This window comes from Pedobacter jejuensis (assembly GCF_003725795.1).
Lineage (GTDB): Bacteria > Bacteroidota > Bacteroidia > Sphingobacteriales > Sphingobacteriaceae > Pedobacter > Pedobacter jejuensis.
Genome location: NZ_RBEE01000045.1, coordinates 152972 through 179264 on the forward strand (window position 1 = coordinate 152972; position 26293 = coordinate 179264).

At 36.1% G+C, this 26293-nt stretch carries 23 protein-coding genes; 13 read left to right on the forward strand and 10 right to left on the reverse strand.

Annotated elements, in window-relative coordinates:
• Positions 1 to 9 precede the first annotated feature (9 nt).
• Together D7004_RS19910 and D7004_RS19915 are read right to left on the reverse strand one after the other, a co-directional pair.
• Positions 10 to 783: a M90 family metallopeptidase gene (locus D7004_RS19910; RefSeq protein ID WP_123207579.1), complete on the reverse strand. Its 774-nt coding sequence runs from the start codon at positions 781 to 783 to the stop codon at positions 10 to 12.
• Positions 784 to 818: 35 nt separating this feature from the next.
• Positions 819 to 1847 carry a Gfo/Idh/MocA family oxidoreductase gene (locus D7004_RS19915; protein WP_123207580.1) on the reverse strand — a complete coding sequence of 343 codons (1029 nt, stop codon included), beginning with the start codon at positions 1845 to 1847 and terminating at the stop codon, positions 819 to 821.
• 105 nt (positions 1848 to 1952) lie between these two features.
• Here D7004_RS19915 and D7004_RS19920 point away from each other — a divergent pair, with 105 nt between their 5' ends.
• A complete protein-coding gene (locus D7004_RS19920; RefSeq protein WP_123207581.1) occupies positions 1953 to 2297 on the forward strand; it encodes a hypothetical protein in 345 nt (114 codons plus the stop codon).
• A 114-nt stretch (positions 2298 to 2411) separates the two neighbouring features.
• Here D7004_RS19920 and D7004_RS19925 read toward each other — a convergent pair whose 3' ends face one another.
• The 5 genes from D7004_RS19925 to D7004_RS19945 all read right to left on the reverse strand — a co-directional run bounded on the left by D7004_RS19925 (position 2412) and on the right by D7004_RS19945 (position 8383).
• Positions 2412 to 3089 carry an OmpA family protein gene (locus D7004_RS19925; protein WP_123207582.1) on the reverse strand — a complete coding sequence of 226 codons (678 nt, stop codon included), beginning with the start codon at positions 3087 to 3089 and terminating at the stop codon, positions 2412 to 2414.
• Between the two features lie 175 nt (positions 3090 to 3264).
• On the reverse strand, positions 3265 to 3957 hold the full coding sequence (locus tag D7004_RS19930) for an ABC transporter ATP-binding protein (protein ID WP_123207583.1): 693 nt from the start codon (positions 3955 to 3957) through the stop codon (positions 3265 to 3267).
• A 2-nt stretch (positions 3958 to 3959) separates the two neighbouring features.
• A complete protein-coding gene (locus tag D7004_RS19935; protein WP_123207584.1) occupies positions 3960 to 5432 on the reverse strand; it encodes a DUF5687 family protein in 1473 nt (490 codons plus the stop codon).
• A 55-nt stretch (positions 5433 to 5487) separates the two neighbouring features.
• Positions 5488 to 6768, reverse strand: a complete 1281-nt coding sequence (locus D7004_RS19940) for a replication-associated recombination protein A (protein WP_123207585.1) — start codon at positions 6766 to 6768, stop codon at positions 5488 to 5490.
• A gap of 310 nt (positions 6769 to 7078) precedes the next feature.
• On the reverse strand, positions 7079 to 8383 hold the full coding sequence (locus tag D7004_RS19945; protein WP_123207586.1) for an MFS transporter: 1305 nt from the start codon (positions 8381 to 8383) through the stop codon (positions 7079 to 7081).
• A gap of 134 nt (positions 8384 to 8517) precedes the next feature.
• Here D7004_RS19945 and D7004_RS19950 point away from each other — a divergent pair, with 134 nt between their 5' ends.
• Positions 8518 to 9249, forward strand: a complete 732-nt coding sequence (locus tag D7004_RS19950; RefSeq protein ID WP_123207587.1) for a class I SAM-dependent methyltransferase — start codon at positions 8518 to 8520, stop codon at positions 9247 to 9249.
• Positions 9250 to 9796: 547 nt separating this feature from the next.
• Here the strand turns inward: D7004_RS19950 and hisS are convergent.
• Positions 9797 to 11275 (reverse strand): histidine--tRNA ligase, encoded by a 1479-nt coding sequence (hisS, locus tag D7004_RS19955; protein WP_123207588.1) that lies wholly within the window; start codon positions 11273 to 11275, stop codon positions 9797 to 9799.
• A 501-nt stretch (positions 11276 to 11776) separates the two neighbouring features.
• Between hisS and fumC the strand changes: the two genes are divergently transcribed.
• The 6 genes from fumC to D7004_RS19985 all read left to right on the forward strand — a co-directional run bounded on the left by fumC (position 11777) and on the right by D7004_RS19985 (position 16516).
• A complete protein-coding gene (gene fumC / locus D7004_RS19960; RefSeq protein WP_123207589.1) occupies positions 11777 to 13174 on the forward strand; it encodes a class II fumarate hydratase in 1398 nt (465 codons plus the stop codon).
• Between the two features lie 282 nt (positions 13175 to 13456).
• Positions 13457 to 14008: a fumarate hydratase gene (locus D7004_RS19965; protein WP_123207590.1), complete on the forward strand. Its 552-nt coding sequence runs from the start codon at positions 13457 to 13459 to the stop codon at positions 14006 to 14008.
• A 1-nt stretch (position 14009) separates the two neighbouring features.
• Positions 14010 to 14816, forward strand: coding sequence for a S1/P1 nuclease (locus D7004_RS19970; RefSeq protein WP_123207591.1), 807 nt, complete (start codon positions 14010 to 14012; stop codon positions 14814 to 14816).
• 59 nt (positions 14817 to 14875) lie between these two features.
• The gene (locus tag D7004_RS19975) at positions 14876 to 15307 is read left to right on the forward strand and encodes a hypothetical protein (protein WP_123207592.1); all 432 of its coding nucleotides are present in this window, start codon (positions 14876 to 14878) and stop codon (positions 15305 to 15307) included.
• 2 nt (positions 15308 to 15309) lie between these two features.
• Positions 15310 to 15744: a low molecular weight protein-tyrosine-phosphatase gene (locus D7004_RS19980; RefSeq protein ID WP_123207593.1), complete on the forward strand. Its 435-nt coding sequence runs from the start codon at positions 15310 to 15312 to the stop codon at positions 15742 to 15744.
• A 43-nt stretch (positions 15745 to 15787) separates the two neighbouring features.
• Positions 15788 to 16516 (forward strand): ThuA domain-containing protein, encoded by a 729-nt coding sequence (locus tag D7004_RS19985; protein ID WP_123207594.1) that lies wholly within the window; start codon positions 15788 to 15790, stop codon positions 16514 to 16516.
• Positions 16517 to 16692: 176 nt separating this feature from the next.
• On the opposite strand, the gene D7004_RS19990 is transcribed toward D7004_RS19985, so the two are convergent.
• A complete protein-coding gene (locus D7004_RS19990) occupies positions 16693 to 17361 on the reverse strand; it encodes a hypothetical protein (protein ID WP_123207595.1) in 669 nt (222 codons plus the stop codon).
• A gap of 276 nt (positions 17362 to 17637) precedes the next feature.
• Between D7004_RS19990 and D7004_RS19995 the strand changes: the two genes are divergently transcribed.
• Entirely contained in the window at positions 17638 to 18093 is a 456-nt protein-coding gene (locus D7004_RS19995; RefSeq protein ID WP_123207596.1) for a ferritin-like domain-containing protein, read from the forward strand.
• Positions 18094 to 18342: 249 nt separating this feature from the next.
• On the opposite strand, the gene cphA is transcribed toward D7004_RS19995, so the two are convergent.
• Positions 18343 to 20958 carry a cyanophycin synthetase gene (gene cphA, locus D7004_RS20000; protein WP_123207597.1) on the reverse strand — a complete coding sequence of 872 codons (2616 nt, stop codon included), beginning with the start codon at positions 20956 to 20958 and terminating at the stop codon, positions 18343 to 18345.
• A gap of 293 nt (positions 20959 to 21251) precedes the next feature.
• Here cphA and D7004_RS20005 point away from each other — a divergent pair, with 293 nt between their 5' ends.
• From D7004_RS20005 to D7004_RS20020, 4 genes are all read left to right on the forward strand, one after another.
• Complete coding sequence (locus D7004_RS20005) at positions 21252 to 22127, forward strand: cyanophycinase (RefSeq protein ID WP_123207598.1); 876 nt, start codon at positions 21252 to 21254, stop codon at positions 22125 to 22127.
• Between the two features lie 88 nt (positions 22128 to 22215).
• A complete protein-coding gene (locus D7004_RS20010) occupies positions 22216 to 23058 on the forward strand; it encodes an isoaspartyl peptidase/L-asparaginase (RefSeq protein WP_123207599.1) in 843 nt (280 codons plus the stop codon).
• Positions 23059 to 23087: 29 nt separating this feature from the next.
• Positions 23088 to 23768 (forward strand): tetratricopeptide repeat protein, encoded by a 681-nt coding sequence (locus tag D7004_RS20015; RefSeq protein ID WP_123207600.1) that lies wholly within the window; start codon positions 23088 to 23090, stop codon positions 23766 to 23768.
• 320 nt (positions 23769 to 24088) lie between these two features.
• On the forward strand, positions 24089 to 26278 hold the full coding sequence (locus D7004_RS20020; RefSeq protein WP_123207601.1) for a carboxy terminal-processing peptidase: 2190 nt from the start codon (positions 24089 to 24091) through the stop codon (positions 26276 to 26278).
• The last annotated feature ends 15 nt before the right edge of the window (positions 26279 to 26293 follow it).

The following is a 26293-nucleotide window of genomic DNA, read 5'->3' on the forward strand; positions in this document are numbered from 1 at the left end:
GTATTTTAATTATCCCGCAGGTTGTTGTGCAAATATTTTACTTAACTGATGGTATAAATCGGGGTGTTTATCTTTTAATAATTCTGGCTTTTCGAAAAAGTATTCTGATACCACCGCAAAAAACTCTGCCTCATTTGTAATTGCATAAGGATTAATATCAGATTTGTTATCTTCAATACGCTTCATTTCTTCATGCATCATTTTTATCCATGGCAAGGTATATTCATGGCTCATCAAATTTTCCGGAACGCCATCCGTAGCACCGTCAGATTTATCCAAAAGATGTACAAATTCGTGAATCGCTGTGTTCTCTTTCCCGGCACTTTTAGAAAAACCCTGGCGTAATGCAGACCGAGATAGAATCATTTGTCCGTTCATATAACCGCTTCCAACCATACCCATAATATTTCTTTCGCCTCCTTCAAATTGAAAATCGCTGTTAAAAGTATCAGGATAAAGCAAAACGCTGGTCAGATTTTTATATTGCCAATCTTTAAATCCAAAAATTGGTATAACAGCACTCGAAGCAATTAACAACTCATCCAATGTTGTCATTTCTAATTCAATGCCTTCGATTTTCACCGTACTAAAAAACATTGCAACCTTTTGTTCAAACCTCAATTTATCGGTCGAATCTAAATGCTGATAAAACCCCACATAATCGTTTAAAATTTGTTTATCCGTTTCTGTTAAAGGCTCAATAGCTGGCTTCTTTTTTCTTAGGATAAAATAAAGCGCTAGTAAAAATATTGGGATTAAGTAAGCAAAAGGTAGTGAACTCATGAATGGATATACTCGGATTATTTATATAGTTTTAGTTACTTACTTTCTAAAATTTCTAACTGAATTAATACATCCGCTCTTGTTACGGGATAAGCGATATTTTCGGTTAGTGCAAGATAAATAGCATCAAAAAGTAGCAAATAGCTTCCTTTTTCTGATGGTATAATTTCTTCTGTTTTCAAACCTTCGCTATCTATTGTGGTTAACAAGCCATCTTTGCCTTTAGCTTCAATTCCATAACCTTCGTCAGTTAATTTCATTCCTGCAAGCAGTTGTTCTTCCTGACTATCTGCTCTCTGTTTTATAAAACTGCCATTAACGCCATGCAGCACAAAAGCTGCTTGTGGATTTACCACCAACATACTCGATGTTACGAACACATTAACGCTATCTTCATAATTTAGTTGAATCGAAAAATAATCATCAACCGCGGTGTCTTTTCTATTCTTCCCTAAAATTTTATGATAGCTTAAGGGCTTACCAAAAATGCTAATTACCTGATCCAATAAATGTGGACCTAAATCGTATAGTAATCCGCTTGCTTGAATTGCTTTTTCTTTAAAAGCTTTCGGACCAATTACATTTCTGTACCTATCGTAACGCAAATGCATTTCATTTAGTTTCCCTAATTTTCCACTTGCCAAAACTTTCTTTACCGATGCAAAATCACTATCCCAACGGCGATTTTGATAGAAGAAAATTTGCTTTCGAACTTTATCAGCCAAATCGAACAATTCCTTTGCCTGGTCAGATGTTGCGGTGAAGGGCTTTTCTACCAAGATATGTTTTCCCTTTTCTAAGGCAGCTTTAGCATGTTCGTAATGAAGATTATTTGGGGTATTAACAACAACCAATTCTATTGCAGCATCGTTTAAAAGTTCATCAACACTGTTGTAACTTATTATTTCCGGATAATCATTTTCTGCATTTTTTTTACTGCGCTCTACAACTGCTTTTAAATTGAAACCATCGTGGGTATTTAAAAAAGGAGCGTGGAAAACTTTCCCCGACATGCCGTAAGCCAATAAACCTGCAGTTACTATATTATTTGAAGTTGAATCCATAGATTATAAATTTAACCAAAAATACAATATTGATGTTAGCATATTACAGAAACACTCTACCTTTTTAACTCATGCCATAAACCTTTTTACACTATCTTTGCAAACATGAAACCGTCGGAGATCAATAGCAAATGGAAAACGCTGCAAGCAAAAATTTCACAAGAATTTGATTCGGATTTTCCTGATTTAAAAGTGATGTTATTTCTGATTGGTGTACAAGAACTAGGCAAAGGACCAAAGAAATACAGCAAACGCCAAAAAGAGGAATTGATGCATATCGCCACTTGCAGATTATTAAGCGAAATGGGTTTTTACGAATTGGAAGGATTAGACCAGGATGGTTGGCCACATTGGAAACTGGTTAAAGCAATACCTCCTTATACCATGCTAGAGCAGGAATTGCTAATGAAATCGTTAGTGGTAAGCTATTTTGAGGATATTTATTCTTAAATACAGTTTAAAATAGTGATTATGAAGTATCTCTAAAAACCTTGAACAAAAAAACCCCGATGTTTGGCATCGGGGTTGAATATATATAGACCTCTAAGAGGGAATGTGCTAAAATTATCCTTGTTTTTGTGCAGTGCTTTTTAAAGCATCATTAGCTACAATTACAATCTCAACACGACGGTTTGCAGCACGACCAGCTTCAGTTTCGTTATCAGCAATTGGCTCAGCAAAACCTTTACCAATAGTTACTAATCTTGAAGATGGAACACCTTGAGAAACCGCATATGCTTTAACAGCTGCTGCTCTTCTTTCAGATAAGCCCATGTTATATTGTTCAGTACCACGGCTATCTGTGTGACCGATAATTTTAATATCTGTATCTGGATACTGATTTAATGAAGCAGCTAAGCTTTGTACATTTGTTTTTGCCGCGTCTTTTAATGCAGTTTTATCAAAGTCGAATAAAATACCACTATCAAATTTTACAATAATACCTTCACCTTCACGGATAACTTCTGCATTTGGAATTGCTTTTTGAATTTCTGCTGCTTGTCTATCCATTCTACGACCGATAAATGCACCAGCTGTACCACCAACAGCACCACCAATTAAAGCTCCAACTGCTGTATTACCTGCTTTTTTACCAATTAATGCACCAATTACACCACCTGCAGCAGCACCAATACCTGCACCTTTTTGTGTTTTTGTCAAACTATCACAGCTTTGAAATGCAATAGACCCTACCGCTAATCCTATACTTAATGTTGCTACTCTTACTTTTGAAATACTCATAATAATTAAGGTTTAATTTCCTGCGTGTCTGTATTCAAACACAATGCCAAAAATTTTTACGCTAACATTTTAATTTTTACAGCCACTTACAGAGCTTAAAGGAATATTAGGAAAACAAAAAAAAAGCGTCTGATGAATCAAGACGCTTTTAATGTATTATTATTAGTACAAAGCACTAGGCCGAGAAATAGCTCTCTAATTCTTTAAGCGTGTTTTCATCGGTTTTAAAATCTTTAATTACCTGGCCTTTCTCAACCAAAATGATTCTATTGCAAACATCCGTAACATGGTTTAAATCATGACTCGAAATAAATGTTGTCATATTACCAGGATGCTCTTTTAAAAGTTTCTTTAACCTAATTTGAGTAGTTGGATCGAGGTTGGCAAAAGGTTCATCCAAAATTAAGATTTCGGGTTTCTGCATTAACGCCGCAGCAATACCAACCTTATTCTGGTTTCCTTTACTAAAATCGCGAATGTATTTGCCGCTGTTTAATATTTCGCCATTAAAAAATTCTGCATACTGTGCTAAATAAGCAGAAACATCAGCCACGCTTAAATCGTGCAAACTTCCGATAAAAATAAAATATTCTTCAGGTGTTAAATAATCTATAAGGAAACCCTCATCTAAAAATGATGCGGTATAATTTTTCCAATCGTCTTTCAACATTACATTTTCACCTTTCGATAATACTTCCCCTTCTGTAGGGCGAATTAAATCTAAAAGCATACGGAAAAAAGTAGTTTTACCCGCTCCATTATTACCAACTAAACCTATGGTTTCACCCTGTTTAATTTGTACATGTTCTATGTTTACAACGGTTTTATCGCCATAAACCTTTTTCAAATTTTTAATTTCTAAAATCATAATTATTCTCTAAAGCCTTCGGCTATTTTATAACGTTGTTTTTCAAATTTTGCAGTAATCACATTTACCCAAAAACCTCTCATCAAAAGCATAATTAAGCCAAATACGGCCACTACGATTAAACCCCAGTATGGCATATCCATCATCCCAAAAGGAACATACAATAGTATTGGTGTTAGTGCGTATGGGAACATCAGTAAAAACTGAGTTGCACTTGTACCTTGGTAATTAAAGCTTGCAGCCTTAGTAATGTCTAACCGCTTTTTATTAAGTGTTGCCAGATAAAGAACGATAACAGTGCCGAAACCAATGTTGTATAAATATGCTGCCAGTTGAAGTAAAAGCAACTTCGGACTTAGAAAACCATAAAAACTTGCCAACAATGTGATAATGCTTGATGCGATTGTGAACAGTAAAAATTTCGCTTTAATAAAATCTTTAAAATTGATTTTGGCACTTAACAAACCATCGAAATGTGCGCTTTGCCAGGCAAACATAAACTGCCCGTAAATGATGATGGAAACGCCCGTCATAAAAATAGCACCGAACATCATTTGTCCGAATTTATCACCATCAATAGCTGGCGTTTTGTAAAAAAGGAATCCATAAAGCAAAAAGAAGAAACCCAATATTACTGATGAACGCGAACGTTTATGGCGTAAAATTAATTTAAGTTCCAATGCTGCAAGTTCGCCAACTTTACCGAAACGATTTAAGAAAGCGTAATCGGTACTTACTTTTTTCTCTTGCTTACTGCTTAATTCTTCCGTGTAAAGATTTTTTCGAAGGAAATCTGAATTGATTTTAAAGATTAAAAAAGCTGCAATTGGAAAAGCAAATCCAATGTAAGGATGTGATGCTACTGCCTTAAATACAAAATCGGAAGCAGCCATTATAGAGATAACTTTGTAATATTCTAAAGCCGCAAAACCTGCAATAATTATCAAGCCAACAGCGGTATAAAGTACATTACTAATGGTTTTTCTTTTGATGTATAGTACCAAGTAGTTATTAAAAATGGCAATAGAAAATATTGCAATTATGTACATAACGGTTGCAAATGCGCCATAAGCTGGTGCAATTCTCATAAAAATAAAAGGCAGAAATAAAAAGAAGGGCCAAACGTTAAATGCAGAAAATAATGATTTTACATTCAGAAAAGATATTATCTGACTACGTTTAATTTTTAAATGCAGATAAGGAATTATACTTAAGGTTGGTAACTCTTGCAATTGCAAACGCATAATAAAATCGAAAGCAAAATAATAAAGAATTAATCCGTTAAAACTGGTAATTACATTTTGGTTAGCAAAAATTTTAGGCAATAAATAAGGCATACTAAAACCTGCTCCAACCGCCAATACCAGGAAATAGAGCATAAAAAAACCTAGAATAATTTGGGTGGCAATGCTACTGCCTTTGTTTCGCGATCGCCAAAAGGATTTCGATTGATGGCTTAAAAAAGTTTTCAGCATAAATAGTTTTGATTTAGTTCTTTTAGTTAGTGTTCGTTTTTATTGAAATGTTACATCAATACTTGTATTTTTCTTTCCAGTTTTGCCTAAGTTTTTCTCTCAGCTTTTCTTCTGCCGGATTTTTCCCAGGGTCGTAAAGCTTTGTGCCGATCAATTCGTCAGGAAAATATTCTTGCGCCTCGAAATTGCCTTCATAACCATGCGAATATTTGTAATCTTTTCCATAACCTATATTCTTCATTAGCTTAGTTGGTGCATTCCGAATGTGTAATGGAACAGGTAAATTACCCGTTTGCTTAACCAAGGCTTGTGCTTGGTTAATGGCCTCGTAAGATGCATTACTTTTTGGCGAACTGGCTAAATAAGTTACGCATTGCGATAAAATTATCCTAGCCTCGGGATAGCCAATAACGTTAACCGCAGTAAAACAATTATTGGCCAAAAGCAAAGCGTTCGGATTGGCATTTCCGATATCTTCAGATGAAAGAATCAATAATCTGCGGGCAATGAACAAAGGGTCTTCACCGCCTTCAATCATTCTGGCCAACCAATACACCGCAGCATTTGGGTCGCTACCACGAATGGATTTTATAAAAGCAGAAATAATATCGTAATGTTGTTCTCCTGCCTTATCGTAAAGCGCTAAGTTTTGTTGGGCATGTGCTAAAACATTTTCGTTGGTTAGTACGATGCTATCTCCGCCTATCCCATTGATAGCAATTTCCAGCACGTTTAAAAGTTTACGGGCGTCGCCACCACTCAATCGAATTAAAGCCTCATGTTCTTTTATGGTAATTTTCTTTTGAGATAAGAGAACATCTTTTTTTACAGCTGTTTGCAGCAAACCAGCCAACTCCTCTTCGGTTAAAGATTTTAAAATGTAAACCTGACACCTTGAAAGTAAAGCGGAAATGACCTCGAAAGATGGATTTTCGGTGGTTGCACCAATCAGCGTAACCAAACCACGTTCTACAGCACCAAGCAAGCTATCTTGCTGCGATTTGCTGAAACGATGAATTTCATCAATAAACAAAATCGGAAGACCTAAAAAGCTATCTTTTAGTGCCGCGGCTTTATCAATCACTTCGCGGATATCTTTAACGCCGCTGTTGATTGCGCTAAGGTTAAAAAACGGTCTGTCTAGAGTTTGAGAAATGATATAAGCCAAAGTAGTTTTCCCTACGCCAGGAGGACCCCAAAAAATCATCGAGGGCAGCTGACTGCTCTCTATCGCTTTGCGTAATACAGCACCAATGCCCACCAAATGTTTTTGTCCTACATATTCATCAAGATTTTGAGGACGCATTCTTTCGGCTAACGGGGCTTGATTGAGCATAATGGTAAATATAGAAAAATATCTTTGCCACGTAAACCAAAGAAATAGGATTTTAATGAGTTTTTTAACCACAGATTAACACGGATAGACACGGATTTTTTTGCTACAGAAACACAGAAATCACAGAATAGACTTCTATGAATTGATTAACCACAGATTAACACGGATAGACACGGATTTTTTTGCCACAGAAAAACAGAAATCACAGATTATATTTCTTGAGACACAGTTATGCTAGACTCATCTTCAACGCAATAATCTTAAAATCCAGCAATCCTTAAATCCTAGCTTAATCCTAGCTTAATCCTGGTCAGTCTTCTATTTTCGAGTGATGCTTGGTATCCTTCATTGTGGTATATAAAATCAATGAAATTAAAATACATCCGGTTACGTACCAGTAAAAGTAATTCTCATGATCGATATTTTTAAACCACAGAGCAAGATATTCTGCCGTTCCACCGAAAATGGCTACAGTTAAAGCGTAAGGCAAACCGACACCCAAGGCCCTAATTTCTGCAGGAAACAATTCTGCTTTAACAACTGCATTTATACTGGTATAGCCACTTACAATAATTAAAGAAGCAATCATCAGTAAGAAAATTATCGTTGTATTGGTTTCATTCGCTAAACCAGTTAAAATGGGCACGGTACACAAAGTTCCTAAAATACCAAAGCCAATTAACAGCGGCTTGCGACCGATTTTATCTGACAACAACCCAAACAAGGGTTGCATAATAGCGAAAACCAGTAACGAAATAAATGATAATGTAGTAGAGGTTTCCTTACTTAAATGAACAGTGTTCACCAGAAATTTTTGCATATACGTGCTGAAGGTGTAAAAGGCAATTGTACCACCTAAGGTTAAACCAACTACAGTAAAAACCTCTTTCGGATATTTCATTAACACGGCAATTCCACCTTTCTTATCTTCTTTGTTCTTCTTAAATGCCGAAGTTTCATCGATATGCCGTCTTAAATATAAAGCGATGAACGATAGAATAGCGCCAATAAAGAAAGGAATTCTCCATCCCCAGGCATGTAATTCGGCTGGTGTTAGCAACCAGTTTTGTAGAATTAATTGTATGCCCAAAGCCAGTAGTTGCCCGCCGATTAAGGTTACATATTGAAAACTTGAATAAAAGCCCCGATGTTTTTTAGTGGCCATTTCACTTAAATAGGTTGCCGAAGTTCCATACTCGCCACCCGTACTTAATCCTTGAATTAGCCGGGCGAAAACCAACAGTAATGGCGCAAAAATTCCGATTTGTTTGTAGCCTGGCGTTAAACCAATAATTAAAGAACCAATTGCCATGATGAATACCGAAAGCGCCATAGATTTTTTCCTTCCTTTTTTATCGGCGATGCTGCCAAATAGCCAGCCACCGATTGGGCGCATTAAAAAACCCACAGCAAATATTCCGGCAGTATTTAACAGCTGTGCAGTTGGATTGCTATTCGGAAAAAATACTGGTGAAAAATATAAAGCAAAAGCCGAGTAGGTGTACCAATCATACCACTCAACCAAGTTACCAACCGAACCACCGAATATAGATTTTAATCGATACTTAACGTCGTCTATTTCCTTTGGCGTAAAATCATTTTCAGTTGGATGCATAGTTTGGTATTAATTTCCAGTATGAATTTAAACACAATTGTGTAGTCATTGTTTATTTATCTAAATTAGTTAATATCAGAATAGATTACTGAAAAATATCATTGCTTAAGTATCAAAGTTTAATTGCCAAAAATATGAAAGATAACTTTTCCACCCAGTCTGCTGAGTACGCCATTTACCGACCAACTTACCCGCAAGAATTGTATGATTATCTATTGAATCTAATCGATAATAAAGATGCGGCCTGGGATTGTGCCACCGGCAATGGGCAAGTTGCAAGAGTTTTGGCACAACATTTCCAGTCGGTTTATGCTACGGATATTAGCGAGAAACAACTTAGTCAGGCTTTAAAATTGCCAAATATCTTGTACGATGTAGCACCTGCAGAAAAGATAAATGTTCCGGATGGAAGCTTTGATTTAATAACTGTTGCACAAGCCATTCATTGGTTTAATTTTGATGATTTTTATAGTGAAGTAAAACGAACTCTAAAGCCTGATGGCGTTTTAGCGGTAATCGGTTATGGCTTGATGTTTATTGATAAGAAAGTAGATAAAGCTGTTCACAAACTTTACGAAGATATTCTTGGTAAATATTGGGATAGCGAACGCAGATACATTGAAGAAGGCTATAAAACGATTCCATTTCCCTTTGATGAAATTGTTGCACCACATTTTCAAATTAAAACAACGTGGAATTTTAACCAGATGATTGGTTACCTAAATACCTGGTCATCCTTGCAACACTACAAAAAAGCCAACGACAGAAACCCATTAGAATATATGTTTACCGAGTTGAAAGAGGCATGGGGAAGTGATGCAGAAAAGGATGTTCATTTCCCGATTTTGTTGCGGGTTGGGCGATAGGATTTAACAGCAAAGAAAATGAAGAAAAGCTTAAGGTTAAGTGTTTAATTCTACCACAGAGTACACAAAGTAAAGGCACAGAGCACACATAGTAAAGGCACAGAGCGCAAAAGTTTAAGGCTAGCGTTTGTTCGAGGGAAGAAGAAAAACATTTAACTCTCTGTTAAGTGTTTAATTCTACCACAGAGTACACAAAGTAAAGGCACAGAGCACACGAAGTAAAGGCACAAGAGCACACAAAGTTTAAGGCTAGCGTTTGTTCGAGGATGAAAAAAAACATTTAATTCTCGGTTAAGTGTTTAATTCTACCACAGAGCACACGAAGTAAAGGCACAAGAGCACACAAAGTTTAAGGCTAGCGTTTGTTCGAGGGAAGAAAAATATTTAATTCTCTATCTTCCTCTGTGAAAGCCTCAGTGCACTCTGTGGTTAAAAATTATGAAGGCTCTAATCATAGCGCAGATTGAAGAAAAATATTTCAAATCTTCGCTTTCCTAAATTTACTCTGTGAAAGCCTCAGTGCACTCTGTGGTTAAAAATGGAAGCCTTACTTCAGCAAATCCATAATGCCCAATACGGCTAGCTTTTTCTGTTCACCGCTTTTCATATCCTTTAGCGTTAATTCTCCACTTGCAATTTCATCACCACCTATTAAAACTACATAAGGAATATTCTTCGCATCGGCATACGCCATTTGTTTTTTCAACTTAGCTGATGATGGATACAGCTCGGCTGCGATGCCTGCACTTCTAAATTGCTGCAAAATCGGCAATGCATATTTTTCAGCTTCGGTATCGAAATTACTGATTAAAACTTTCGTACCCACTTCTGCCGATGCTGGGAAAAGATTCAATTCTTCTAGCACATCATAAATTCTATCAGCTCCGAAAGAAACACCTACTCCGGTTAAATCCTTCAAGCCGAACATGCCTGTTAAATCATCATAACGACCACCGCCGCCTATGCTACCCATAGCTACTTCGTTGGTTTTAACTTCGAAAATGCAACCTGTATAATAATTTAAGCCACGGGCTAAGGTTATATCTAGTTCTAGCTTTGCCGTTAAAGGCAAGCTGTAAGAAATTAAACTTTCTACATAATCGAAAACCTGTTCGATTTCAGCAACGCCTTTCAAACCAGTTTCTGAATTTGCTAAAACCTGTTTTAAACTTGCTATTTTTTCTTCGTTAGTTCCTTCTAACAAAATAACCGGACGAAGTTTCTCCAAATCATCCTCTGTAAAACCACGTTCTAACAATTCTTTACTAACGCCATCCAAACCAATTTTATCGAGTTTATCTATGGCAACCGTCATGTCAATTATCAAATCAGGTTTACCTATAATCTCAGCGATGCCTGATAGAATTTTTCTATTATTAATTTTGATGCTGAAATCTTTTAGTCCTAATTTGGTTAAAGCTTCGTTGTAAATGAGGATAAATTCTGCCTCGTTCAGCAAACTTTCAGAACCTACCACATCCACATCACATTGGTAAAATTCGCGGTATCTACCTTTTTGCGGCCTATCGGCTCGCCAAACAGGTTGAACCTGAAAACGTTTAAAAGGTAGAGTGATTTCATGCTGGTGCATGACTACGTAACGAGCAAAAGGAACAGTTAGGTCGTAGCGAAGTGCCTTTTCGGTTAAAGAATCTTTAATTGATTCATTTACATGTTTGGCCAAAATATCAAAAACTTCATCCTCAGTAATTTTATCATCCGTAGATATTGTATAATCCTCACTATTATCAATTTTCCTAAAGTTATAGTCTTCTTGTAAAATCCTTCTAGTATCTTGATGTTTTAATGGACCACTATTTAGAATTTTAAAAATCAATTTATCACCTTCATCACCATATTTACCAGTTAGAGTTTTTAAATTTTCCATACTTGGTGTTTGAATTTCTGCGTAACCATATTTTTTAAAAACCGTTTTAATGGTATCGTAAATAAAGTTGCGTTTTACCATTTCAACAGGCGTAAAATCGCGTGTACCTTTTGCTAATGAGGGTTTAATAACTGACATAGCCGCAAAAGTACAAAAAGGTTTATTAACCACGGAGGGTACAGAGATTTTCACAGAGAATTGTTGAGGTTTCATTCTCTTAGAGAATAGCCGATTAAGAGGGCAGCATCAATTCCTTGCCGTTGGTTTCAACCAACGGAATTTAAAATAAGCTCCAATGGGCTTTAGCCAAAATCTGCTCCATGCACCTTCATTTATAGTAGTTTCCAGGCCACCCAAACCCGATGGCAGCGGAAATACTTTTGCAAACCTTATAGGTTTAATAGTGCAATGTAAAATAAAACCTATAAGGTTTAAGGAAAAGATTGCAGCGAATCAGCGGGACCGAACCTAAGCTAAAAACCACTTCAGTACCTTTCCAAAATCATCTGTGAAATCACTGAATCAGTAAAATCAGACTGAAGGAAAAATAGATAAAATCCACCTGATGTAAATATCGAAGATAATACCTTGCTTTATAGGCAAAAAACTTAAATTTGCGACAACAAAAATCAAAATATAATGAGTTTCAGAATAGAACACGATACCATGGGCGAGGTTCAAGTGCCTGCCGATAAATACTGGGGTGCACAAACCGAACGCTCACGCAATAATTTTAAAATCGGACCAGAAGGTTCTATGCCTAAAGAAATTATTCATGCTTTTGGCTATTTGAAAAAAGCGGCTGCATTGGCTAATACTGAACTTGGCGTACTTTCTGCAGATAAGGCAGAACTGATTGCAAAAGCTTGCGATGAAATCATTGCAGGTCAGTTAGACGACCAGTTTCCTTTGGTAATTTGGCAAACCGGTTCGGGTACGCAAAGTAACATGAACGGAAACGAAGTAATTGCAAATCGTGCCCACGTAATAAATGGCGGCGCTTTGGCTGATGATAAAAAAGTTCTTCACCCGAATGATGATGTGAATAAATCGCAATCATCTAACGATACATACCCAACTGCAATGCATATTGCAGCATACAAATTAACAGTAGAAAATACGATTCCCGGTTTGGAGAAATTGCGCAATGCTTTGGCTTCAAAAGTTGAAGAGTTTAGTTCGATTGTTAAAACTGGTCGTACGCATTTTATGGATGCAACGCCCTTAACCCTAGGACAAGAATTTTCGGGTTACGTACAACAAATTGATAATAGCATTAGAGCGATTAAAAATGCTTTAAGTATGGTTGCTGAGTTGGCTTTAGGCGGAACGGCAGTTGGAACGGGCTTAAATACACCGAAAGGTTATGATGTTTTAGTGGCACAAAAAATTGCCGATTTAACAGGTTTACCTTTTGTAACGGCGCCAAATAAATTCGAAGCTTTGGCTGCTCATGATGCAATGGTTGAACTTTCTGGCGCTTTAAAACGTACTGCAGTTGCCTTGATGAAAGTAGCAAATGATGTACGTATGTTAAGTTCTGGTCCGCGTTGTGGTATTGGCGAAATCGTAATTCCTGATAACGAACCAGGTTCTTCAATTATGCCGGGAAAAGTTAACCCAACTCAGCCAGAGGCTTTAACCATGGTTTGTGCACAAGTTATTGGTAACGACGTTGCAGTTTCAATTGGCGGCATGTCTGGCCATTTTGAATTGAATGTTTTCAAGCCATTAATTGCTGCAAACGTACTGCAATCAGCTCGTTTAATTGGCGATGCATGCGTTTCTTTCACGGTTAAATGTGCTGAAGGAATTACAGCGAACTTACCAGAAATTGAGAAACATTTACAAAACTCATTGATGCTGGTTACCGCTTTAAACCCGCATGTGGGTTATGAGAATGCTGCTAAAATCGCTAAGAAAGCACATAAAGAGAATAAAACTTTAAAAGCTGCTGCAGTAGAATTGGGCTTACTCACAAATGAGCAGTTTGATGAGTGGGTTCGTCCGGAAGATATGGTTGGAAGTTTAAAATAATAGCGATATCCGATAGAGGAATACCTTTCTAAGCCGATAAAAAAGTCGTTTTAAAGATTTTAGAAAGCAGGGCTATTCGTTCTTCGGTTCCGATAGCCCCGCTTTTTGCTTCAAGTTTTTTCAACTTCTGTTATGCTGAGGCACAAGGCATCTGTTTCATCGGTTGCAGATGCTTCGTGCCTCAGTATGAACTATTTAAAGTTAGTGCAATAAAAAGCTTTACGCTGCAATCGGGTTTATTTAACTCAAAACTTGCTTAAAAATTAATCGCTTTGCGAAAAAATGACAATATCAATAAATAAACTTCTTGATTTAAGAATAACTAAGCGTTACTCAAGGTTAAGGTTTTTGTATATCATCCTTTTTACCTTTTCCATCTTTCAGCTGGCTTGTTCCCCTCGTCCTAATATTCAAGGTAAAGGCGAAGCATTTATGCAAGGTGTTTGGAATGAAGATTCGGTCGCTTTTAGCAATAAGCTTAATAATTACACACAGCATCATTTCAAAATTACTTGCGATTCTATTTATATCGACTTAGAAACCCATAGCAAAGTGAATTTCTACGAAGATTCTTGCTACAACAATGGCGTTTGGAAAGAATATGCAAAAGGTGTTTACGCAGTTAAGGGTGATACGTTATTTGTAGGCGCTACATTTACACACGCCAATTACAAACAAAAAATTTCGGGTTGTTATCGAATTGGCAGATACGATAAAAATTTCCTGATAAAAAGTAAAACATCCGATACCTTGCTACTGGAAAGTTTAAGCGATAGGCGAGAAATAAAATTATCACTAAAAGAAAAAGTTACCTGTGTTCAAAAAGAATTATAATATGATATTTAAATCACTTAAAAAGAAATTGTTCACAATTGCCGCAATTGGTGTATTCGCATACTTACCAATACAGGCAAATGCATGGGGAATGATTGGTCACCGAGTTGTTGGCGAAATTGCCGATAGTTATTTAAAATCAAAAACACGCAAAGCCATTCAAGGCATATTAGGATATGAAAGCTTGGCCATGTCAGCCAATTGGGGCGATTTTATTAAGTCAGATTCTACACATAACTATATGTACAACTGGCACTTTGTAAATCTTCCGGGTGGATTAAACAAAGATGGCATTTACAGTATTTTAGAAACAGAAAAAGGAACCAATCTTTACAATAAAATCCCCGAATTAATTGCCATATTAAAAAATGGAAGCAGCACAGCTGATGAAAAAAAATTAGCATTGCGCATGTTGGTACATTTAGAAGGCGATTTATCTCAGCCGATGCATGTTGCCCACAAAGATGATTCAGGTGGAAACCGGATTTCGGTATCATGGTTTAACGAAAAATCTAATCTTCACCGTGTGTGGGATGAACAATTAATTGAATATCAACAATTAAGCTACACAGAATTTGCTAAAGCAATAAACCATCCATCAGCAGTGCAATTGTACAATTGGCAAAACACAAGCTTAAAAGATTGTATATATGAATCCTATTTAATTTGCAGCAAAATTTACGACAAAACCAAACCCGATTCTAAATTAAGTTACCGCTACAATTTTGATTGGGTTGATACTTTAAATGAACAATTGCTTAAAGGTGGTATCAGGTTGGCTAAAGTGTTAAATGACATTTACGGATAGGTTTTAGGTAGGCTGTAGCACTATTAGTGATCAACTCGTTTAGTAAGAAAACAAAGGCTATGAAAAATTTATTGCTATTATTCCTTATAGGTGCAACATTAACAGCTTGCAAAAAAGATGCTGATAAAACTTTAGCCACCAAAAACTGGAAGATTGAATCTGTAACCGTTTCGCCCGCTATTACTATTGGAGGCAAAACAAGCACAAATTATATTGAATTAATGGGGCAAGCAAGTTGTGCAGCCAATATGATGATTTCATTTAATAGTGATGGAACATTTACGTCAGGTTCAAATGGTGCATTGTGTGATATGGCTCAAACCACAGCTATTCAAACCTGGAAAAGAAATGATGACCAAATCATCTTATCATCAAGCAGTAAGTTTCCGATGGTATTAGCCGGTAACAAGCTTACTCAAGTTATAACATCCGAACCACAGGGCGGAATTGTTTATACTTACGTTTACGTTTATAAAGCTGAATCTAAATAATTGTGAAAATTTTAATGGTTTGCCTGGGCAATATTTGCCGTTCGCCTTTGGCAGAAGGAATAATGCGCCATCTGGTTCAGCAGCAAAAGTTAGGTTGGGAAATTGCCTCAGCGGGAACAGGAAACTGGCACATCGGTAATGCTCCAGATCATAGAAGTATATCCGCAGCAAAAAAAAGCGGATACGATATTAGCACGCAGAGAGCTCAGCAATTTAACGATGCGATGTTTGCTAAATATGATCTGATTTTAGTTATGGACAAAAATAATTTAAGGGATGTTCAAAGCCTGGCAAAAACCGAAGAGCAGCGTAAAAAAGTTAAATTATTTTTAGATAACGACGAAGTTACAGACCCATATTGGGATAATGCTTTGTTTGAGCCGGTTTGCAAGCAAGTGGAAGAACGATGCAAAGAAATTATCAAACAACTTTCTTAGATTAGTGCATCATTCCATAACATAATCACGCTAACCACTTATCATGAAAAATCTATTCTCCATTTGCCTGTTAATTATAGTAGCTTCTTTCTTTCAGAGTTATACGGTTATTAAGAAAAGTCCAAAAGTTTTAGTTTTTTCTAAAACCAAAGGTTATCGCCATGCATCTATCGAAAAAGGTAAAATAGCACTCTTAAAATTAGGTGTTGAACATAACTTTTCAGTAGATACGACAGAGAACTCAACTCTATTTACCGAGGAAAATTTAAAAAAATATGCTGCTGTTATTTTTTTAAGCACAACTGGTGATGTTTTGGATGATAAACAACAAGCTGCGTTTGAAAAATACATTCAGTCGGGAGGCGGTTATGTTGGTGTGCATGCAGCAACGGATACCGAATACGGTTGGCCTTGGTACGGCAAACTTGCTGGTGCTTATTTCTTAAGCCATCCAGAACAGCAAAATGCCAGGTTTGTAATTAAAGATAAGAAACATCCTTCTACAAAATTTTTTACTGATTCTGTTTGGATGCACCGAGATGAACTGTACAATTTTAAAGATATTAATCCTGACATTAAGGTTTTAATAACCATCGATGAATCATCTTATAAAGGTGGTAAAAATGGAAATTTCCATCCATTTAGCTGGTATCATAACTTCGACGGAGGTAGATCGTTTTACACCTCAATGGGCCATACAGATGAATGTTGGGTTGACAATCTGTTTTTAAAACATTTATACGGCGGCATTAAATACGCTATCGGCAAATAAGATATACTTATCATTACCCCATGAAAGGTGATGATAATTGTTGTCAAAGCTAAACTTTTGTTGACTTTAAAATATCGATTATTTATACAGCTTTGACAACTTTTAAAAAGTTGTCAAAGCTAACCTATCGCTTCCTCGTAGCAAAAGCTACTTTAAGATGAACAGAGCATAACAATTTAAACTCGCTTTGCATTGACCAAATAAATATAATTAAGCATACAGAAGGAAGCTACGGCGCCGAATGTGTGCCATAAAAAATGTGTACCAAAGCTTAGTATTTCCCATTTATCGGCAATGCGAAAAGTTAGTGCGAAAATGAAAGCAATTAAAGCAAAGCCTACCCACTTTCCATTACGCCATTCTGTTTTTAATAAATAGCCAAAAACCGGAAATAGAACCAACGCGGCCATAAAAGCATAATTTATGTTTATAAAGATCTGGAAATCACCTCCGGTAAACTGCTCCCGCAAAAAGATTTGGAATAAAGCATAAAGTACAACGATTAATGCTGCAAAATACCACTTCGTAATTTTAGCCAAAAAATATGTTCCGGCAGATAAACACAACAACATTATCGGTACCCAATCCATCATTATAAATATCGGCCATCTTCTCAAACCATGATAGGTAGTTCCGCCAATACCACCAATGTATAACAACACTAATGCAAAACTTAAAAAAGGATGTAATTTAAAGTTTCCCCACAATTTGATGGTCCAATAAATGGCTATTGCCAAAAAGAAACAGCTGGTAATGGTATTTAATGGTTCAGGAAACAACTGATTTAAATTGGTTTCAGTATATAATGTTCCTCCATCGGGTGGATTCTGGATAATCAGGTTCATAATTTACAATCAAAAAACGACTAGTGCATTAAATGTAAAGTCAATATTTTAATCTTAGATTAAGCGAAATCTGAGTAAAAAATTTGCGACTCTTTCGTAACAATAAGATAATAGATCAATAATTAATGAGCCTAACTAATTGATATTTTATTAGTTATTAGGATGTTTTTATTTTTTGTAATTACCCTCCATAGCATTTAAGAATAATAATTTTCTGCATTATGAAAAACCTTTCTTGCTGCCTCATGTTCAATAGGTACATCAATTTATAAAAACATGAAAACTACAACAGCAACGGCAGAGGTTTTGAATGACCTTGTACAAATTAACAACGACCGTATAGAAGGATATGAAAAAGCTCGCAAAGAATTAAAAGATGGTGATAACGATCTTAAATCTTTGTTCTTAAATATGATTGAAGAAAGTCAAAAATATAAAATGGCTTTAGCTACAGAGGTTGCAGCTTCAGGACAAGATATTGAAACAGGAACAACCACTTCTGGTAAAATTTACAGAGGCTGGATGGATGTAAAAGCAATATTTACTGGTCACGATCGTCAAACAGTTTTAAACAATTGTGAGTTTGGTGAAGATGCTGCACAAGCTGCATACAAATTAGCCCTTGAAGATGAAGAATTACCTTCAAACATTAGAGAATTAATTTCTGAACAAAAGACATCACTTAGAAGATCTCATGATGAAATTAAAAGACTTCGTGATTCTCAAGCATAATTAAAATATTTTTCGTTAACAACGCGAAAACCCCTTCCGATTTTAAATTGGAAGGGGTTTTTTTTATTACGTTCGTTCTTCATTTCGTTTGGAGCAAAGTCCCGAAGTTTCGCGAGAGGGATTTATCTAGAAAGATTTCAATAGAAAGGTCCGTCATTGCGAGGAACGAAGCAATCCTAATGCGAAGGCTAGTAGCGATCGTTGTAAGATTGCTTCCTCGGCTGAAAAAGCCTCCTCGCAATGACGACCTTACGCTTCCAATTCTTTATCTAAATGCTCGGTAACCCTTTGGATGGTATTATCAATTGTATTACTTAGAATTGTTAAATAAGAACCTTTTTGAGCATTATCAATCGCTTCCTGCAAACACTCGGTGCTTTTATTATTAATGATAATTTCTTTGTTTGGATCTACTTCCTTTATACCCTTTATCAATAAATCAATCAGTTCCTGTTGCTTTCTTCCACGCAAATACTTTTCCTGACAGATGTAAATCTTATCAAACATTTGTGCAGAAATTCGAGCAGTTTCAATAATATCTTCATCACGTCTATCACCAGTACCAGAAATAATGCCGACATGTTGGGTAGCTTCAACGCTTTGTAAATATGATTTCACACCATTAAACCCGTCAGGATTATGTGCAAAATCTACTAAAACTTTAAAGTCTTTAAACCTAAAAACATTCATCCTTCCTGGTGTATGTGCTGCAGACGGTATAAAAGTTTCGAGCGATAAACGAATATCATCTGTTTTATAACCCCATAAATATGCCGCTAGCGTTGCCGCCAAAACATTCTGAATCATGAAATTTACCGAACCACCAAAAGTCAATGGTACATGGGTTGCTTTATCAACACGTAGTTTCCAATCGCCTGTTTTAATTGTTATATAGCCATTTTCATAAATTGCTGCAATACCACCCTTTTTGCAATGCTCTTTAATAACCGGATTGTTCTCATCCATACTAAAATAAGCAACATTACAACGGGCATCTCTGGCTATTTTAACACAATAACCATTATCAGCATTTAAAACAGCCCAGCCTTTACGCCTAACCGCACCAACTACAACAGCTTTTACTCGTGCTAAATCATCAAGGTTATGAATATCTGATATACCCAAATGGTCTTCCTGAATGTTAGTGATAACACCAATATCACATTGGTTGAAACCTAAACCCGCTCTTAAAATTCCTCCACGAGCGGTTTCTAATACAGCAAATTCAACCGTTGGATCTTTTAAAATAAACTCTGCACTTACCGGTCCGGTTGTGTCGCCTTTCATCAACATGGTGTTGTGAACGTAAACACCATCAGATGTTGTATAACCCACACGCTTACCATTGCTGCGGATAATGTGGGCAATTAAACGTGTTGTAGTAGTTTTTCCGTTGGTACCAGTAACTGCAATAATTGGAATTTGCGATAATTTTCCTGGCGGATAAAGCATATCGATAACCGAAGCCGCAACGTTTCTCGGCAAGCCTTCGCTTGGGGCAAGATGCATTCTAAAACCTGGTGCTGCATTTACTTCCAAAACAACGCCGCCATTTTCTGTTAAAGGTTGTGTTAGGTTTTGTGCCATAATATCAATACCACAAATATCTAAACCGATTACCCTCGAAATTCTTTCACAAATAAAAATATTTTGAGGATGAACAATATCGGTCACATCGATTGAGGTACCACCTGTACTTAAATTTGCAGTTGACTTTAAATAAACAATTTCTCCCTTTTCAGGAATTGTTTCTAGCGTATAATCTTTCTTTGCAAGTAAATCCAAAGTATCTCTATCAACCGAAATTTCTGTTAGCACGTTTTCATGCCCGTAACCGCGACGCGGATCTTCGTTTTCTTTATCGATTAATTCTTGGATGGTATGAATGCCATTGCCTAATACATGTGCCGGATCTCGCTGAGCTGCCGCAACTACTTTATGGTCAATCACCAAAACACGGAAATCAAAACCGGTTATAAATTTTTCTATGATAACCCTGCGAGAATAGGTTTTAGCATATTCAAAAGCAGCTTTCGCATCTTCTAGAGTTTTTACATTAATGGTAGCGCCTTTACCATGATTTCCATCTAAAGGTTTAAATACCAAAGGAAAACCAACTTTATTTACTGAGGCTTCTAAGTCATCAGGATTCGATATAGTTACACCAGAAGCCACAGGTATGGCAGCCTCAGTTAATAATCGTTTGGTTTCATCTTTATTACTTGCAATATCTACGGCAATACTACTCGTCTTTTCTGTCATGGTGGCTCTAAAACGAACCTGATTTTTGCCATAACCCAACTGTACCAATGAGCTTTTATTCAATCTTATCCAAGGAATACTTCTGCTTACCGCTTCCTGCACAATAGAACCTGTACTCGGACCTAAGGCTTCCAACTCACGGATTTCTTTCATCCGGCGGATATCGTGGTCCAAATCATATTCTTCATTATCAATCAAAGCCTGCGCTATTTTTACCGATGCTTCGGCAGCATAAACACCAACTTTTTCTTCCAGATAACTAAATACTACATTATAAATGCCATCTGTTTTTGTTTGGCGAGTTCTGCCAAAACCAGTTTCCATACCAGCAATAGATTGAATTTCCAAAGCGATATGCTCAATCACATGTCCCATCCAGGTTCCTTCTTTTACACGGGCGAAAAAGCCACCTTCCACGCCTTTAGAGCAGCGGTGACTAAACATGCTTGGTAATAATTTTTCTATCCTTTCGCTAAATCCTTCAATGGTATTGGTTGGTCTTTGCTCTAATTCTTCTAAATCAAGTCGCATTTGAATTAGTTTTTTGCGATTGATAGACCATATATTCGGCCCTCTTAATACTTGTATGTTTGATATTTTCATGTAAAAATTTGTCGTTTTTTGTTAAACAAGGGCTCGGTATAGCTTATTTAAATCAATTTTAGATTGTAAAATTAATGATGGTAAATTATGCATTTATTTTTAAAATTGATATAGCAATTACCTAAATCAATTTTTTTACACAATTGTTTTATTATCAACCACAATTACTGAACTATTTCTAAGATTTATTTTAACGTTTGTTAATAAAGTGAATATTATTGACAAAAAAAGTCGTGTTTTTTATCTTATCCTGATATATTTGGGTTTTTTGATACAATAATAATACACAACGAATGGTTCCGAAGGGTAAACTCATCATCATAGGTGGCGCAATAAACACAGGCAGCTTTGCTGAAACACAGTTCGGTTTACCCGAAAACATGAATTTCTTTGAGCGTGGAATTTTAAAAAGAATCACTACAGAATCGGTTAGAGATATAGAATCACGCTTCGAAATTATTACCACAGCATCGCTTATGCCGGAAAAAGTTGGCGAAGAATACATTAAAGCGTATGCCCAGTTAGATGTTCATAATGTTGGTGTTTTAAACATTACCAATCGCGAAGAAGCAAACAGCGATGAGAATTGCGAACGTATAAAAGCTGCCGATGTTATGGTTTTTACCGGAGGCGATCAATTGCGCTTATCATCGATTTTCGGTGGCACAAAAATTCATCAAATTTTATTAGAAAAATATAAAAATGAGCCAATTGTAATTGCAGGAACATCGGCAGGTGCTGCGGCAAGCTCAAAAAATATGATTTATCAGGGAAGCAGTAAAGATGCTTTACTTAAAGGTGAAGTAAAAATTACTGGTGGACTGGGTTTTATTGATGATGTAATTGTTGATACACACTTTGTTCAACGTGGTAGAATCGGGCGTTTGCTTTATGCAGCAGCAAGTAATCCGGGTATTTTGGGTATTGGTTTAGGAGAAGATACCGGTCTATTTATCTCCGATGGACATGTTATGGAAGCCATTGGCTCGGGCATGGTTATTTTAGTTGACGGACGCCAAATGGCAGATACAAATTTAACTGATGTTGAAATGGGGCAACCCGTATCTATCAAAAATATGGTTGTACATGTTATGTGCGATGGTGATGTTTATGATTTAAATGACCATAGTTTAATTATCCATCATCCAAAAGTTATTCCAATAGGATAAGAAAAGATTAGGACGATGATAATATTTTGTAAAATGTGTTATCTAATCCTATTTTGATACTCGATACTGAAATCTCGATACTTACAAAATGAAAATAATTATACATGGTGGCTTTTTCAGCGAGTCATCTACCAACCAGGAAACAAAAAAAGCTAAGCAAGATGCCTTGGCTAAAATAGTTACGCTTGGTTATGAATATTTAAAAAGCCACTCGGCTTTAGAAACTGTAGTATATACCGCTGCCCTGTTAGAGGATAATGATTTATTTAATGCGGGTATTGGCTCTCAAATTCAAAGCGACGGAAAGGTTCGTTTGAGCGCATCACTAATGGACGGGAAAACTGAAAAGTTTAGTGGTGTTATAAATATTGAGGATGTTAAAAATCCAATAGAAATAGCTCAAAATCTTTTAGCTTATGATGATCGCGTTTTAAGTGGTAGTGGTGCTCAAGATTTTGCAAGAAACAAAGGCTTTGAATACTTTAACCCAATAACAAAGCAGCGCCAGTCGGAATACGAAACTAAATTAAACCAATTAAACAACAAAGGAACAGTTGGTTGCGTTGCTTTAGATGCCGATGGAAATTTAGCTGCAGCAACTTCAACCGGAGGCAAAGGTTTCGAAATTCCTTGTCGCGTGAGTGATTCTGCTACTGTTGCTGGCAATTACGCAAATCAATACGCTGGCATTTCTTGCACAGGCGTTGGTGAAGATATCGTAAGCGGTGCTTTAGCGGCTAAAATTGTAACCAGAGTTACTGATGGTTTTACATTAAAAGAAGCTACTGATAAATCATTCGCAGAACTTAAATCTTTTGATGGCTTTGCTGGAGTTGTTGGAATTAGTGCTAAAGGTGAAATTTATCATTGCGATTCCCACCCTTACATGGTTTGGGCATCTTTTGATGTTAATTTACAGGTATTTAGCTAAAAATTCATTTAAAGTATTATTTTTGTTGCATGATTAAAATGGTTCTGGCTTTTTTTTGCCTTTTTGCCTCTCTACAACTCTGCGCTCAAAATATAGATAAAGCCGACCAAGAACCTGGGTTTGGTGGAAGTGCAATTAATATTGCGGTATCTAAGTATGATCTTGCCGAAGGAACCAACTATTTCGAAGATGCACAAAGCCTTGAAAAAAAAGGCGATTTTAATGAAGCATTAACCTTATTTGGTAAAGCTGCTTTCGAATTCAACGCTGTAAAAAACTTTAATCTGTATTGCCAGGCACTTATTAAAATGAGCAATATGCACTATCAGTTGGGTAGGTTTATAGATGCTGAACAAATTTTAATTAATGTTGTGCTTAAAAATTACTCTAAAATGGGTAGCCGTGTTGGGCAGATGAATACCTACAATATTTTAGGAAAAGTTTACCTGGCCGATAGTAAATACACACAATCGATGTGGTTTTACACACAACAAGGTATATTGGCTAAACAACTAAGAAGCAACACATCTTTCATAGAATCTGTTATAGGTCTTGCTCAGGTAAAAATCAGAAAGAAAGATTTTGTACTAGCTTCAAAGGATTTAAAGCAGGCGGAGGTTCTAGCCAATGCCATAAAAAGTTCTCAATATAAATCTCAAATAAAAGATGCCCGCGAAATGATTGCATCTAAAACAAATCCTAAAAAATAAACTTTTGCTTTAAGAATACATTTATTAGGATGCTTGTCAGGCATCAATATTTCAGCCTAAAACTTAGGATTCTCCAATAACTGACATCGATAATTAAATAATTTCTTCTCATTAAACACAAATGTTAATTTTTGTTAAAATATATTACGCCTAAAGGCCTGATATTAAAACAAAAAGTGCTGTGTTGGGTTGTTTTATAGCAATTGACAAATAAAAACCTTTTAGTTAGATTTGATCCATTTAACAAGAGACGGTAATAATGCTGTCTCTTGTTTGTTTATTTGATAAAATGGTATCATATTGGCTATATAGAATTAGAAATGGATTTTAAATTATTTAAAGAGATGTTGAAGAGAATATTTTTTGTACTTTTTACAGCCGCAGTGCTAGCTTGCCATGCCGCTCCAAAAACTCAACCTGTTGTTGAAGGCGTTACAAATGTAAAGCCAGATGAACAACAGCAGTTGGTTATTAAAGAAGTTGTTAATCTTATCGAAAGCTATAACTATAAAAAACTAGAAATCAATGATTCTATATCTTCTATAATTTTAGATAAATACATAAAATCATTAGATCAAGGCAAAAACTACTTTCTAGCATCTGATATTAAAGAGTTTGAAAAATATAGATTTACGCTTGATGATGATTTTAAAAATGGCGATTTAAGCGGTCCGTTTTATATTTACAATGTTTACGCTAAACGTTTAAACGAGTATTTCAACTATTCTTTAGCGCAGATAAAAACTAAATTCGATTTCAACCAAAACGATACTTACACTTACGACAGAGAAAAAATGCCGTGGGCTGCATCAAGCACCGCATTAAATGAAACCTGGAAAAAACGTGTTAAATACGAATTGGTAAATTTAAACTTAGCAGGAACTGCACAGGCAAAAAATGTAGAAACGTTAACCAAACGTTATCAAAATTTGCAATCGCAAACGTCAAAAACTAATAATCAAGATGTATTTCAAATTTTGATGGATGCCTTTACAGAATCTATTGACCCACATACAAATTACTTCAATCCGGTAAATGCAGTAGCTTTTAACGAAGATATGTCTCGCTCGTTTGAGGGTATTGGTGCAAGGTTACAATTAGAAAATGAGGTAGTTAAGATTTCTGAAATTATCGCTGGCGGACCAGCCTTTAAAGATAAACAATTGACTCCAGGTGATAGAATTATTGCAGTTGCACAAGGTGATGGAGAATTTGTTGATGTTGTGGGTTGGAGATTAGATGCTACGGTATCTAAAATTAAAGGTGCCAAGGGAACTAAAGTTAGATTAAAAGTTATTCCTGCAGGAAAAGAAATGTCTTCAAAACCTGTAATTATATCTTTAGTCCGCGATAAAGTTGTTTTAGAGGAAACCTCAGCAAAGAAAACGGTTAAAACCATCAATATGAATGGTAAAAGCTATAAAATGGGCGTAATTACTTTACCTGCATTTTATGCTGATTTTAAAGCTGCAAATGCTGGCGACAAAAACTACAAAAGCACCACTCGCGATGTTAGAAAGCTTATTGACTCATTAAAAACATTTGATAAAGTAGATGCAATTGTAATGGATTTACGCGGAAACGGCGGTGGTTCATTAGTTGAGGCAATTTCATTAACTGGTTTATTTATCGATAAGGGTCCTGTTGTACAGGTTAAAGATTTACGTGGTAAGATTGAAGTTGATGAAGATCAAACTACAGGTGTTGCTTGGGATGGTCCATTCGGTGTAATGGTAGATCGCTTAAGTGCTTCTGCATCTGAAATTTTTGCTGGCGCCATTCAAGATTATGGTCGCGGAATTATTATGGGTAGCCAAACCTATGGTAAAGGAACAGTTCAATCATCTATCGATTTAAACAAATTGGTAAATCCAAGCATGTTGCAACGAGTTGCAGGATTAATTACAAAAAACAAAACAACAGGAACAGCTCCAATTAATGTAACTGCTGCAGATATTAACTTAGGGCAAATAAACCTTACAATGGCTAAATTCTACCGCGTTGCCGGAAGTAGCACCCAACATAAAGGTGTAACGCCAGATGTTGTTTTCCCATCTTTATATCCGATGGATAAAATTGGAGAAGATACAGAACCATCGGCATTACCCTGGGATGTGATTCCAAGTTCGAATTTTAAAGCAGTAGCAAATTTAACGGCTGTCAAACCTAATCTGATAAAAAATAGCGAACAACGTATCGCAAACTCTTTAGATTTTAAATATCTGAAAGAAGATTTTGCTGAAATGAAAAAACGTGATGCTGAAGTTTCTGTTCCATTAAACGAAGCTAAATTAAAAGCCGAACGCGATGCTCAGGAAGCAAAAAGTTTAGCAAGAATTAATGAACTTAGAACAGCACGTGGTTTGCCTGCCATAAAAAAAGGCGAAAAACCCACTAAACAAGATGCATTCGACTTTATTGAAGATGAATCATTGCATGTAATGGGCGATTTTATGCAACAATCTGGTAACTATGTTATGAATCTTGGTTTAATGCCAAAGAACAATTAATAAAAGTTTTAATCA